Genomic DNA, 13511 nt, shown 5'->3' with positions numbered 1-13511 from the left:
ACATCCGACAGTGCTAGGATCCCTGTTACAGGAGGAGCCGAGATGACCCATGACGAACTCCGTAGCGTATTGCACGGCGAACTGCTTGAGCCGGGAGATGCTGGCTACGACGATGCGCGTGTCGTGTGGAACGGGATGATCGACAGGCGACCTGCCCTGATTGCCCGTTGCCGCAACGCTGCTGATGTGCTGGCCTCGGTCGCTTACGCGCGGGCCCATGATGTTGCTGTCGCTGTCCGGAGCGGTGGACACAACGTTGCTGGCTATGCCGTCTGCGACGGCGGGTTGATGATTGACATGTCGCTCATGAATGGTGTCCGGATCGCGTCTGGACTTGATCGTGCTTTTGTCGAAGGCGGGGCGACATGGGCAGACGTTGACGCAGCAACGACACCGTTTGGCCGCGCCACGCCTGGGGGACTCATCTCGATGACAGGCGTGGCCGGACTCACACTATCGGGCGGCATCGGCTGGCTCCGCGGCACACACGGCCTCAGCTGCGACAACATCATTGCCGCCGACGTCGTCACCGCCGACGGCCGTCTGATCCATGCGAGCGACACCGAGAACCCGGACTTGCTGTGGGCGCTGAAGGGTGGCGGCGGCAATTTTGGCGTTGTCGTGAACTTTGAGTTCCGACTCCACCCGGTCGATGACGAGATTATGTTCTGCGCTCCCGTCTATCCCGAAGAACGGGCCAATGAAATCCTGCCGCAATGGCGTGACCACATGGCCACGGCTCCCGACGAGGTGAGCGGTCTTGCCGAATTCTCCACCATCCCCAGCGATCCAGCCTATCCCGACGAGACTTGGGGAAAACGTGTCCTGGCACTCGCGACGGTCTATGATGGTCCAGCCGACCAAGGAGAGCGTGTCACGCAGCCTTTGCTTGGCTTTGGCGAACCCCTGCTCGATTTCAGCGGGCGCATGCCGTACCGCGTCCTGCAGACCCTTTATGACGGGTTGTTTCCCAAGGGGCGGGATCGCTGCTACTGGAAATCGACGTACCTTTCAAACCTACACGACGATGTCATTGAAGAGATCACCACCCACCTAACGAAGCGTCCGTCGGAAATGACCTATGCTTCGATCTGGAAATTCGGTGGTGCGGTCCAGCGCGTTGCCGCCGAGGCCACCGCCTTTGGCGACCGTTCTATGCCCTTCATGCTGAGCCTCGATGCGATCTGGTCCAGCCCAGGCGATGACGATGCCAATATCAGTTGGGTTCGCGATGTCTGGCAAAATATGCAGCGCCATTCCACGGGCCGAATGTACCTCAACTTCCCCGGACTTGGGGAGGGCGACAATCTCGTTCGGGATGCATACGGTGCGGCAACCTATGCACGGCTTCAGGAACTCAAAAGGACTTACGATCCTCATAACCTGTTCGACATGAACCAAAATATTCAGCCGCAGTGATGTCCATCTGACGCAATAGTCTGCAGCTGAATATTTTACACTTCCCGCGCCATCCGCGTGAACTTCTCAGCGCGAACTTGCTACGACCTCGGATGGGACGGATCAAGATTCCATCTCTTGCGGTATCGCTCGGGCGCGACGATCCATCAATCGGCCCAAACCCAATCCGTCGGCAGCCAGCGAAAACCCATACCTTCCTTTACCACATGACCGACGCCCGGAAACGGGTAGTGATAGCCAGCGACAAGCAGCCTGTCATTTGTAGCCCGGTCCAACAACGCTCTGCGGGTCTCCGCACCTTTATCCGGGTCATGGTCCCACATGATCTGCCATTCCGGATGGTCGAAGGCAAAGTGGATGTTCGTGATGGCGTCTCCCGTGATAAGCAATTGCTCGCTTCCGGAACCGACTAGCAGAGAAATATGACCCTGCGTATGTCCAGGAGTGTCGAGAGCCGTGATGCCCGTCTCAACGTCAGCACCTCCCTTGATCGGATGCACACGGTCGCCAAGCGCCGCTAGTACCTTTTGCACCATGGGTATGAACTCGGCCGCCCATCTTGGCAGTTTGGAGGCCGCATCTGGAGAATTCCAGAGATCCATTTCAGTTTCAGAAAGGACCAGGTTCGCGTTGGGGAACTGCTTCGCCGGGTCGGCAACAAGCCCGCCTATATGATCGGGGTGGCAGTGGGTGAGAACGACCATGCTAATAGAGTCCGCGGCGATGCCCGCTGCTGCAAGCGTTTTAGTCAATCGCCCGGCACGGGCGGCCCAATCTGTGCCCGAAGTTAGACCTGTATCGACCAGAATCCGCTTCTGCCGGGTGTCAATCAGTAGCGGGCTAGCCTGAAGCTGAACCATATCAGGGGCAAGGTAATGCGCGTCGAAATATGGTTTCTTTTCTTCAGGTTTGACATTTGTCGCAAGGCTGTCGGTGGGCAAGACGAACACGCCGTCGCATAGTAATGTAATTTGGAAGTCACCAAGGGCGAATGAATAATACCCCGGTGACGTTTTGGTCGGTCCGGGATCTGCCGCCGACGTAACTTCTGGGATTCCCACGACGGAAACAACGGTTCCAGCAACCGTCGCTTTCAAGAAAGCGCGTCTGTCTGTCGCAAACATAGTGCCTCTCCTTCGAAAAGCTCGCTAATCCCCGTTTGTACTATTGATACATAAAACTACCACGAACCCAGTCGTTAAGCGATATAAACTGCTCATCTGGCGCGATGTCCCGCCTTACGCCAACAGCAGACATTTGCAAAATTAGGTAGCAAAGACCACACTGCCGAGCCTCTTGCAGTCAGCGGGTGCATAACCATTCCCTAAGTTTGCGAATGCACCCTTGTTGTGCTTGGACCAGAGCCTCATGCCCACGCTAATTGTCCTGTCCATTTACCGCAAAAGACCCGCAACTACCGCCAGCATTGGGATGAAGAAGAAAATGCAGGCAACTATCCACGTGATTACAGTGAAGCGGCGATCCGCACTGATAATTTCGCGATAATAGGTTTGGCCAGCAGTCATGCAGAGAACGGCAGCCAAGAGTATTTGCCAAAGCTGGGTAAAGAGCATCCAGCCAATGGCTGCTCCGAACATGAGGCCCCACATCGGAGCGAGGACTTTTAATACGTCGGTGAATGTCTTCTTTGTTTCCATGCCGGAATCACTATCAGCCCGGATTTAAACCAGCGTCAAAATCTTCTGTAAGGTTTTACCCATCCGCGATTTCAGGCCTTGTCCGGATTTTTTGCGCCTTCAAAGCTCTGCTAAAATCTTCCTGCCAACGGGCGGAGGGCAATGCCATGAGCGACGACGAAGGGAAGAGCAATGAGGAGAACAACAAGGCGCATGAACCACAAACGCCAACGGGCAAGCGCCCCTCGGGGCTGGTGGCGTCATCTAAAGAAGATCGCGGTCCGTGGCTCGGTCTGGCGCAACTTGCGCGGAGCTAGGGGAATTTCCTCGCTACTGATCGACTAGCGCCTGCCGCTTGGAGGCTCCCGCTGTTGCTCGTCCTCGGCGTCGTCTGGGTTTGGTCCCGGCTCTGTCCGCCACTGGATGCGGCTCAACCGATAAAAATTTACCAACCGAACGAACGCTGCATCAATGGTTCAAGTGATAGGACATCACGCTTGGTCTCAAAACGAGGGTGTGCCTATTGTTCATTTTTCTCCTAGTTTTTCGGGTCTACTCGATACGATAAAGCCAAGTGCTCTTCGGCGCATTCCTGGCCTAGCGACTGTAAGGATTTGGCTACCGTATATTCTTGGTCGCCTTGCATTTCTCACCGGGTGGCCTGTCCAGATACAAGATTACGAAGGTGAGGACCGCAATGACCCAAAGGATGGTCGATTCAACTGGTGCGGTAGAAATACCGGATGAACCGACGATGTTCCACTCCATCGTGCCGCCCGTCTTGATACCGCTTCCCTTGCGTGCCCGACCACACAAGGGGAAGAACATCTTTTTTGGCCTGCTCAGCTCGCTCATTGGACCGATTCTGGTGGTTGGGGCTTTGCTTTTGGCCTTTGCTGTCTTCGATGGTTCCTTTTCCGCCCGGGATATGATTCTGTTCATCGTGTTCGGGCCGATCAGTTTTCTGGGTGGGATCGGATTCACGGGTGTCGCTTTGACATGCATCATCGATGCGATGCGAAAAAACCCGGCCCTCGTGATTGATGCCGAGGGATTCAGAGATACCCGGTCGGGCATTCGTATAAAATGGTCGGCAATAAGACGTGCTACGCTATTGTTCACTAGAAGCGGCATAGCAGGCGTCGATCTACATTTAAGAGGATCTACGGAGGCTTGGCAAAATCCATTTCGAATCGGCGTGCTCGGATTTCGATGGCGTCCTAAACCAGACCACCTCATCCTCTCCGTTGCGTTTCTCGATGCGCGACCGCACATCCTCGCCTACACCGTCCTCGCCTTGACTCAGAGACACGGGGGCGAAGTGGTGACCAAAACCAGTTTCGTTGATCTGGGCTTAACGCCAATTACCCCGACCAAATTGTGAGGCTTTCCCGATTGTGAGCCCAAAAGGCAATTCATGCAAAATTCAAATTTGACTGCGGTTGCTATGCACTTTGTCAACAGAGACTAGTAGCGGACGGAGACGTTTTGAGATTCAATCCGTCGGCCAAACCGCCCATCGAATAGGAACGTAATCTTGAAAAAGAGAAATTTATGGATCTGTGCCTTTGCTCTTTTTGGTGCTTCTTTTCTTGTGTTTTCAGACGCAAAGGCTGACGTTAATTATGAGAGCTGTATCAGAAGACTAGAGCAGTCGGTCAGTGGGGAAGATATTCTGCATGTACCATTTTGCGACAAATCTCCTGATGGAAAGACAAACGTTTCTTCGCACTGGACGCTCAATTGGTACGAAACAGCCGAACTTTTATCTTCAAGGTTTAGTTCTCTTTTGAAACTGGCCAACGGTCAGTCACTGACGCTAACAGCTACCTCTAATCCAAACGTTTGGACTGTCTCCAATCCTATACTTAGAGCAACTGCTGCCGGGCCATCGGTGGTTCCCGGTTACGAAAACATTACTTTCCTCGCCGTGGCAATTTCAGACGAGCTGTATTGGGTGCGATGCAATCGTGATGCTGCGAACATGTGTGTTTTCTACACGGTAATTTACAAGGTCGGCCCGCTATCCGATGGAGTTTCGTGTACCGTCGATTTCTCCCATCATTTCAAGCAACCTCCTGATTACTCTGAGTTTTACCGTATCATACAATACGCCAAAGCAATGGCCGATGCCGCGTCCCAGAATAAAACGGTTAGTTCTGAACTTAACAAAGCGTGCTCTCGGGGTAATTCTAAATGACCGAAGCCAATGGAATCAGGATCGCGAACCAGCCGGGCACAATTTGATGTGTTGAATGCCGTACCGCTCGCTATTCTTTTGGGCCAACCTCTCTGATCAGAACGTGTAGGTTTGGATTGGGATTGGGATACCAGCCTAGCTGAGAGAACATTATGTGAAACTCTTTGACAGAGGCCCATTTTTGTTCTTGATCAAAAGGAGGGCCATCATCCGCGTAGCATTGGATATCCAAGTATGTCTCGCCCTTAGCACGCAGGTCGGCAATGAACCCGGCAATGTGTCCGTTGGAGCCCCAATTACGCTTTACGGGTCCGCCAGCTCTTATCCATTCCACCTGGATCAGCAGGTTGTAGGCCGTCCACATCATATGATCATCTTGTAGCGCCGCGACGAATTCTGGGCAGCTTGTGAGATCTGCTTTAAGTTCACCGCTGCCTTCTGAAACGTCAATCTGTCCATCTACACTGTCTCTAGTCACGATATAACCCTCGTTGTCATGCGAACCTATCGATCAGTTCGGACCAGGACAAGACAGCCGCGCCTGACGCTTACTTCGGATTTGTCTCGTTGCTCTCGACCTGAACGGCCACAAGCAGAGCCGAATCGTGGAACTCTTGCGGTGGAATTATACGGCCGAGTGATGCATACCAAATACCGCAGTCAATCCGAAGTGGATGTTGCTGGTCCCGCAGCACACGTGTTATCGCCTCTGAATGAGAAAGTACGGCCGAACATTCATTAACTTCGGGAAGAAGAATGCCAGTCGAGATTGACCGCCCAGTCGCTGCAGATGAAGTTGTATTGTTAGAGCGAGCCACCCCACAAAGATATCGCGAGTGGCTCATTGCCCTCATGGGTGGCATTGAGGCTCTGCCCGCCGAATTTCAGGACGACAGGCCTTCCCCGGAGGAGGAACCGAAGACTCTGCTCGCGCGGATGCTACAGCTTATGCGGTAGGTCCGCCCGAGATATCTATGCCAGCAAATCCACAGTCCTTAATTTGAGCAGACCTTTCTTGCCGCGTTGCGCTATAAAATCCGCTTGCAATTCGGCCGATGTGCGCAAGTATCCACCGCCTTTAGAATTGCGGAAAATCTGTTCATGTCCACTCAGCGTTTTACGCTTAAGCGCCTCACGTCAGATGACGTCTTCCTTCTTCGTGAGTTGAATGCCTTGTTCGGAAATGCATTTTCCGATTGCGAGACACACGAAAACGACCCGCCAAGTGATGTCCTATGAAAGACTTCCTTGCCAAGGATCACGTCGTTGCCTTGGTCGCGATCGCAGGCGGAGTTGTGACGGGTGGGCTTGTCGCCTATGAACTTGACAAGTGAGCAGGCGCGACGTGAGTTCTATATTTATGATCTTGCGGTCGATGAAAAGTACCGTCGGCAAGGAATCGCTATGTCCCTTATCAACCACTTAAGGGACATCGCCAAGCGCCGCGCCGCTTGGGTCATATACGTTCAAGCGGATTACGGTGATGACCCGGCGATTGCACTGTACGAAAAGCTCGGCGTTCGCGAGGATGTTCTTCATTTCGACATAGGGATCGACCCGCAGTAGCCCAGGAATAAGAACCCACTTTGCGAGCCCGCAATGGTATCGGCAGGTTACCTGCGGTAAGATGTTCAATCGGAGTGCAGTGCATTCCGTGAGGGGCCAGGATATGGAGCGCCACCTTGCAGCCGTACTGATCGGCGATGTCGTTGGTTACAGCCGTTTAAGCGAAATCGACGAAGAGGGTACACGTGCCCGCTTCCAAACCGATTTCCGACAAATCTTCGAGCCCAAGATTGCGGAACACCACGGCCGGCTGGTGAAAACGATGGGTGACGGCATATTGGCCGAATTTCACAGCGTGGTCGATGCGTTGCGCTGCGCGGTGGATATCCAGCAGGACAAAGCAAAGCGAAACGCGACTGCATTGCTTGGAGAACACCTGTTTTTTCGGATTGGCATCAACCTTGGCGATATCATCGTCGAAGGAGACGACATCCACGGCGAGGGGGTCAACATCGCCGACCGGATGCAAAGCTTGGCAGAACCTGGGGGTATCGCCCTCTCCGGCACGACCTATGATCATGTAAAATCGAAGATAGCATCCCTTGGCTACGTTTCCCTCGGCGAGCAAAAGGTCAAAGGGATTGCAGAGCCAGTTCGTGTGTACCGTGTTGTGCTCGATCCGAATGCGAAGGGTACACCTACAAGGGCTCCGCGATACCAAAGCCGATGGAGCCTTACGGCGATGACCGCAGTCTTGCTGGTGGTTTTGGGAGGCGCTGGAGTTGGGTGGCTGACAAACCGATTGTTGGATGAGCGATCTATCTCGCAAAACGTGTCTAGCGATACTAGACCCTCACTGGTCGTGCTGCCGTTTGACAATCTCAGCGACGACAAACAACAGGGTTACCTCGCCGATGGCATGACAGAGGATCTTACAACCGAGCTGGCACGCCTTCCGGGCCTTTTCGTGATCTCGCGCAACGCTGCATTCACTTACAAAGATAAGTCCGTGCAGCCAGTTCAAATCGCGGCTGAGCTCAAGGTACGTTACCTGCTTGAAGGAAGCATTCGGCGCATCGGCGATGACATGCGCATCAACGCGCAACTTATCGATGCGACCACCAATGGGCATATCTGGGCAGAACGATTTGACGGGGCGTGGAATGAGGTCTTCGCGCTGCAGGACAAAATGGTCGGTGAAATCGCGACGGCGCTGAAACTGCGATTGGTTTCGGGCCAGCAGGCAGCCAAGATTGCAGGTGGCACAAGCAACACCGCAGCGTACGAAGCATATCTGCGCGGCCGCGAACTCGAGCTCAGGGAAAGGCCCGAGGATTGGGTGGAGGCTGTAAGGCACTACGAGCAGGCTTTGGCGCTCGACCCTAAATTTGGGAATGCGGCGGCGGCGCTCGCGTGGTTCTATAGGGAAGCACAGTGGACCGAGGCAAGGTCAAAAGTGCTCGGACTTACTGAAGTCGAGGCCCACAACAAGGCAGACATCTATTTCAAAGAGGCCGCGAAGAACCCTTCTGCGGCGTACTACAGAATCCTCTCAGCAAAGCTGAACATGCAGCAAAGGTCCGATGAGGCCATCGCCGCTGCAGAGCGGGCCATAGCACTCGATGCGAGTGATCCTAAGAACTACGAGTCGCTGAGCAACGCCATGACTTTAAACGGAAGGGCGGCGGATGGCCTCGGCTACCTCGATGCGGCAACGCGTGTCGACCCCGTTTGGTCACACGAGCGCTACTACTTGGCCGGACTCGCCTATATCTCGATGGACCGCTTCAAGGCGGCCGCTGTCGCACTCGAGAAAATCGATCCGGTGTCGAAGGAAACCTCTTATTGGGATTTTTGGTCCAATCACCTTGGCCTCATGTTGCTCATTTCCACGTACGGGCAACTTGAACAAAGCGCTGACGCCGCCAAGGCCCGAGAGAGAATCAAGCCCTATCTGGCCAAAACACAGGAGCGAGAATTCACGGGACAGATGGCCGCTGGCGAATTCGCATTCAAACACTATCCCGATCTCGAACGGGTGCTCGTTGGTTTGCACAAGGCGGGAGTTCCGGAACTGTCCTTCGGATTGGATCCGACCTCACCGGACCGCCTCGATGGCGCAGCGATGAGGTCGTTGCTATTCGATCAGGAAGTACAGGGACGCAAACTCGGTACTGGCCAAGCGTATAAGCGGGCGACGGCAGAAGACGGCACAACCCACATCACCGTCGGAGACTGGTCGGATACAGGGACAAGCACAATTGAAGGCAATCTCTTGTGTATCTACTATCCATCAGAGTTTCGTTTCTGCGCCTCCATTTTTCGCAATCCCGGCGGTATCTTCGCGGAGAAGAACGAATACCTTTTGTTTACCCAGTGGGACAGGTTTGAGTTCTCGGTTGTGAAGTGATGCTGATCGGTTCATGGATAGGTTGCAAGCAGACTTGGAGGCTTTGCTGCTTAATTCCGCACGATTTAACGGTGCGATTTAATCGGCAAAAACCCAACCCTATCTAGGTTTTTTTCGCATTTGTATTTTCGGAACATCTGGTGTTCAAAGATCATACCAATAGCTTTAGATATTTGGATTAGTGGGAGATTAATTGGAATGATTATCGAAGAATTCAACCGCGAATCAAACAAGGACAAGCTCGTCCACCTGACAGCCAGATTGGTGGCGGCTTACGTCAGCAATAATGCGGTGCGTGCCGCGGATTTACCGGTGTTGCTCAATACCGTGCATGCTGCATTGGCAGGAGCAACTCCCGGAAACGAAGAGACGGCGATTGCCTCGCCTATCCCAGTACCTGCAGTGAACCCCAAAAAGTCGGTGACACCCGATTACCTCATTTGTCTCGAAGACGGCAAGAAGTTCAAATCGTTGAAGCGGCACTTGAAGACTTCCTTTGATCTCACACCCGAAGAATACCGCAAGAGATGGAATCTTGATCCTTCCTATCCGATGGTCGCGCCGAATTACGCCGAGGCTCGCTCCCGCCTTGCCAGGGCCATGGGGCTAGGTCGAAAGTCGGGGAGGGCGCGTTAACGTGGACCTTCGCTTCGCGCCCTGTGACGAGGGCGCGATGCAGCCCTTGTCGCCGTTATAAAAAGCTATTCAATAAAGGGCATGGGCCACTCGTTGTGTGCGGCGGCTTTCGGTGACAAAGTGAAACTCGCCTGCAAACCCCATCACCGACAAACAAAGTAACCATGACCCACACTGTCACCGATCGCTTCCTTCGCTACGTCGTCATAGACACCCAATCGGATCCCAAATCATCGACTCAACCTTCCACCGAAAAGCAGAAGGACCTCGGCGGCGTCCTGGTCGAAGAGTTGCTGGAAATTGGCGTGGTCGACGCGCACATCGAGGAAAACGGTTACATCTACGCGACCATCCCCTCAAATGTCGATAAGCCCGTACCAGTCATCTGCTTTTGCTCGCATATGGATACCGCGCCCGATTTCACTGGGACAAACGTCAAGCCGCAAATGGTGCTAAACTATGGCGGCGGCGACATACAGCTTTCTCCGCAGCAGATTATTCGCGTCAGCGACAATCCGGCGCTGCGCGACCAACTCGGCAACGACATCATTACGACCGACGGCACGACACTGCTCGGTGCTGATGATAAGGCCGGCATTGCCGAGATCATGACGGCAGCGCAATTCCTGGTCGACAATCCCGACATTCGGCATGGAACAATCAAACTGCTTTTTACGACAGACGAGGAAATAGGTCGCGGTGTAGACAAGGTCGATCTGACAAAGCTGGGCGCACAGTTCGCCTACACGGTCGACGGCGAAACGGCTGGCCATATCGAAGATGAGACGTTCTCTGCCGATGGTGTCGAAATCACCATAACGGGAGTCGCCATCCATCCCGGCTTCGCCAAGGGAAAGATGGAAAACGCCATCAAGATCGCCGGCGCAGCCATTAATAGACTGCCGAAGGACGTTGCGCCAGAGTCGACGACAGGCCGAGAGGGTTTCGTTCACCCAACGGGCGTAACCGGATCCATGGAAAAGGCCGTTATCAGCTTGATTGTTCGCGACTTTACTGACGACGGACTCACCGCCAAGGAAGCTATGCTCGAGACGCTGGTAAAGGATGTGATGGCGAACTACCCCAACTCCTCCTACAGCTTCGAGGTCAAAGAGCAGTATAGAAACATGAAGGTGATCCTCGATCGCCATCCGGAGATCGTGGAGAATGCCGTTGAAGCCATCCGACGCGCCGGCATGGTTCCTGTGCGCGGCAGTATCCGAGGTGGTACTGACGGTTCGCGGTTGTCGTTTATGGGCTTGCCGTGCGCCAACATCTTCGCTGGCGGTCACGCTTTTCACTCGCCGCTCGAATGGATCAGTCGACAGGACATGGAAAAAAGCGTCATGACGCTCGTCGAACTGGCAACAATCTGGGAAGAGCGCGCCAAAATAATGATGTAGTGCCACCCCCACTACACTGGTTCCCTTGCTGCCTCCTTCTGTTCGAAAGCGCGCCTTCGCTTAATTTGTGCTATAGCCAACGCGGGGACATTTCACCTAAACAAGGTTGACGGTCAGGGACCGTAAACCTTGTTACTATTCTCGCCGCCGATGTCGTTGGCTACTCCACTTTGATGGAGCAGGACGAACAGGGAACCTTCGAGCGTCTCATGCTGGCCGAAAGGAATTGTTCGAACCCGAAATCGCCCGCCATCATCGCCGCATCTTCAAGCTTATGGGCGACGGGTTGTTGGCAGAGTTCGGCAGCGTCGAAATCGGTACTCCATTGTGGCTCAGGTCGACGGCCATGGCTCAGGGGAACGGAAGCGGCGATCGACTCAGGTGACAAGATCGTCGCCACCTGGGTCGAAAGAGTCGGATCATCGTACTAAATACGTCAATCTTAAATAGGTTGGAGTGGCCACTGGAACGTCCGGAGAAGGACGTCTGGGTCGCACCAGATTAAGGTTCCTGCTCCTTCCAGCTGGATGTCGAACCGGACTTCAAGATGTGCAAACAGTGGGCTTGCTGGATTTACGCCGCCGAAAGCGACTGCGGGCATTAGCTTGAGGCCAGGCATATTTACATGAACGCTTCTATCTGCGTTCTCCTCGAATATAAGAACATCATGCGTTTCGGCGTTGCCCAACACAATGGGGCTTGGCCCTGTGGGACCTAAACCGAACTGGAGCACAGTTTGCCGAAGATGAAGCCAGCATTTGGACCACAGGTCGCCCGTGGTGATGTCGTCATCACCAGTGTAACCTAACAATCCTCCAAATAGTTCGATGTGGGGTGTCGATATAAAACGACCCGAACTTGAGGTGGGAAGCCGCTCGCGCTGAATTTCAAAGAACGCGGTCGCGCCAAAGTTGGTATTGAACAGATCTCCGTCGTGGTGAGTTGGGCCGCCCGTGAAATGAAGCCCGTCACGACGGGAAACGATACCTCTGGGAGATCGCGGCCTAGACCGGGTCGCCCTCCCAGATGAGATCAGGCGGCTTGTTGCCTTGCCAGTACCCGCAAAGATAGCGCGATGTCGGCTGCTTGAGCGCCCGTCCGAGGACCTCGAAGAACTGGTTGCGGTTGTCGTTGCGACGGACATCTTCCCGCCAGGCCAGCTCAGCCACGTACCAATCGAAGTATTTCAACGAGAAGCGATGGTGGATGCCGATATAGGCGCGCTGCACCCTCGAGAAGAAGCTTTCTACCTGATTGGTATTCGCCCCACTCTTGGATCGATAAGCCTTGGAATGATTGACGCGCTCGAGCTCGTTCAAGTCAGTGAGATGGTCATAACTCTTGTGTTCGTCGGCGAGGATCTTGGCGGTCCGCAAAGCACGATCCCTAGCGGCGGCCCATGCAGCGTTGCTGTCCTCGTCGCGGATGATGCACGTGAAGGTATGGCCAGGCCGTCCAAAGCCTCGTTCGCGCAGTGCGAGTGCGCACAGCCGCTTGTGGTTTTGGTACTTGGCCTTGCGACGGTCGACGCGATCCTCGGCCCTGTTTTCGGGGCGAATGTGGCCTCCGACATACTTGCCGTCGATCTCGATCACCCCTTGAAGCATCATGGTGTCCCGCCGCGACGCGATCGCATCGCGCAGCTTCATGAGCAACACCCACGCCGTCCTGAACTGCACGCCCAGTTCGCGTGAAAGCTGCAGCGCGGCCTTGCCCTTGACCGAGTTCACCGAGAGCCAAATCGCCATAACGAAAACCGTGCCAGACGTGACAGTGAGCACGGCGTTGAACTCCTTGGCTGAACATTTGAAGCGCCCGCGGGTCATGGCATAGCAGGCAGCGTCCCGCAGACAGGACAGTACGGCTCACCGTCTGTTTCGGGCCAGCGCATCTGCATAAACCACCTACAGGCCGTCTTCTCGCGAATCTTCGCAAGGTCCTTGAACGTAAGTGTTCGACACTCGGGCGTGAGCAGAAAATGCTGCCCTTTTGGTTGATGTTTGGACGAAGCCACGCCTCAGTCCCTCCCAGGCTCGTACGGCAAAATAGCCGCCTTGGGTGGCGGCTCTTTGGGTAGAACCCGCAAATCGCAAAAGCGGAATCGGTTCAGCGCTTGTTCGCGCTGCAATAGAGGCGGCTTTTGAACAGGGAGTTTCGACGATCTTCCTCTGCGCATCGGTAGAAATTTCGCCATTTTACGAACGCGTGGGATGGACAGTAGTGGAGCAGGATATTTGTAACCGCGCATTTCCCTGCACCTTTTGCCGTTGAGTGCTCTGATGCATGAGGTGTCCACCAAA

The 13511-nt window shown here is 54.4% G+C and carries 12 protein-coding genes and 1 pseudogene; 9 read left to right on the top strand and 4 right to left on the bottom strand.

Translation table 11 applies throughout. The features are described from left to right. Positions 1-1419: FAD-binding oxidoreductase (locus tag LB462_RS30445; protein WP_370637355.1), on the top strand; the 1419-nt coding region annotated here is incomplete at its 5' end. Positions 1420-1565: 146 nt separating this feature from the next. Here the strand turns inward: LB462_RS30445 and LB462_RS30440 are convergent. Both LB462_RS30440 and LB462_RS30435 read right to left on the bottom strand, forming a co-directional pair. After that, the gene (locus tag LB462_RS30440; protein WP_224515780.1) at positions 1566-2543 is read right to left on the bottom strand and encodes an MBL fold metallo-hydrolase; all 978 of its coding nucleotides are present in this window, start codon (positions 2541-2543) and stop codon (positions 1566-1568) included. A gap of 270 nt (positions 2544-2813) precedes the next feature. Next, the gene (locus LB462_RS30435) at positions 2814-3077 is read right to left on the bottom strand and encodes a hypothetical protein (protein ID WP_224515779.1); all 264 of its coding nucleotides are present in this window, start codon (positions 3075-3077) and stop codon (positions 2814-2816) included. A 146-nt stretch (positions 3078-3223) separates the two neighbouring features. Between LB462_RS30435 and LB462_RS30430 the strand changes: the two genes are divergently transcribed. The 3 genes from LB462_RS30430 to LB462_RS30420 all read left to right on the top strand — a co-directional run bounded on the left by LB462_RS30430 (position 3224) and on the right by LB462_RS30420 (position 5256). Then, positions 3224-3373, top strand: coding sequence for a hypothetical protein (locus LB462_RS30430; protein ID WP_224515777.1), 150 nt, complete (start codon positions 3224-3226; stop codon positions 3371-3373). Between the two features lie 380 nt (positions 3374-3753). Continuing rightward, positions 3754-4440: a hypothetical protein gene (locus tag LB462_RS30425; protein WP_224515775.1), complete on the top strand. Its 687-nt coding sequence runs from the start codon at positions 3754-3756 to the stop codon at positions 4438-4440. Positions 4441-4593: 153 nt separating this feature from the next. Beyond that, positions 4594-5256: a hypothetical protein gene (locus LB462_RS30420; RefSeq protein WP_224515773.1), complete on the top strand. Its 663-nt coding sequence runs from the start codon at positions 4594-4596 to the stop codon at positions 5254-5256. A gap of 70 nt (positions 5257-5326) precedes the next feature. On the opposite strand, the gene LB462_RS30415 is transcribed toward LB462_RS30420, so the two are convergent. After that, complete coding sequence (locus LB462_RS30415) at positions 5327-5734, bottom strand: hypothetical protein (protein WP_224515765.1); 408 nt, start codon at positions 5732-5734, stop codon at positions 5327-5329. A 623-nt stretch (positions 5735-6357) separates the two neighbouring features. Between LB462_RS30415 and LB462_RS31730 the strand changes: the two are divergent. The 4 genes and pseudogenes from LB462_RS31730 (at position 6358) to pepT (ending at position 11211) form a co-directional block, all read left to right on the top strand. Beyond that, a pseudogene (locus tag LB462_RS31730) lies at positions 6358-6822 on the top strand (AAC(3)-I family aminoglycoside N-acetyltransferase). A gap of 103 nt (positions 6823-6925) precedes the next feature. Further along, positions 6926-9172 carry an adenylate/guanylate cyclase domain-containing protein gene (locus LB462_RS30405; RefSeq protein ID WP_224515764.1) on the top strand — a complete coding sequence of 749 codons (2247 nt, stop codon included), beginning with the start codon at positions 6926-6928 and terminating at the stop codon, positions 9170-9172. 198 nt (positions 9173-9370) lie between these two features. Then, entirely contained in the window at positions 9371-9808 is a 438-nt protein-coding gene (locus LB462_RS30400; RefSeq protein WP_224515762.1) for a Ros/MucR family transcriptional regulator, read from the top strand. 164 nt (positions 9809-9972) lie between these two features. Beyond that, positions 9973-11211, top strand: coding sequence for a peptidase T (gene pepT, locus LB462_RS30395; protein ID WP_224515761.1), 1239 nt, complete (start codon positions 9973-9975; stop codon positions 11209-11211). 1004 nt (positions 11212-12215) lie between these two features. On the opposite strand, the gene LB462_RS30390 is transcribed toward pepT, so the two are convergent. Beyond that, entirely contained in the window at positions 12216-12992 is a 777-nt protein-coding gene (locus LB462_RS30390; protein ID WP_224515760.1) for an IS1595 family transposase, read from the bottom strand. A 277-nt stretch (positions 12993-13269) separates the two neighbouring features. On the opposite strand from LB462_RS30390, the gene LB462_RS30385 reads away from it, so the two are divergent. Beyond that, positions 13270-13482, top strand: a complete 213-nt coding sequence (locus LB462_RS30385) for a GNAT family N-acetyltransferase (protein WP_224515757.1) — start codon at positions 13270-13272, stop codon at positions 13480-13482. The last annotated feature ends 29 nt before the right edge of the window (positions 13483-13511 follow it).

It is taken from the genome of Phyllobacterium chamaecytisi (assembly GCF_020164455.1).
Classification (GTDB): Bacteria; Pseudomonadota; Alphaproteobacteria; order Rhizobiales; family Rhizobiaceae; genus Phyllobacterium; species Phyllobacterium chamaecytisi.
This window is presented reverse-complemented; position numbering and strand designations above follow the sequence as displayed.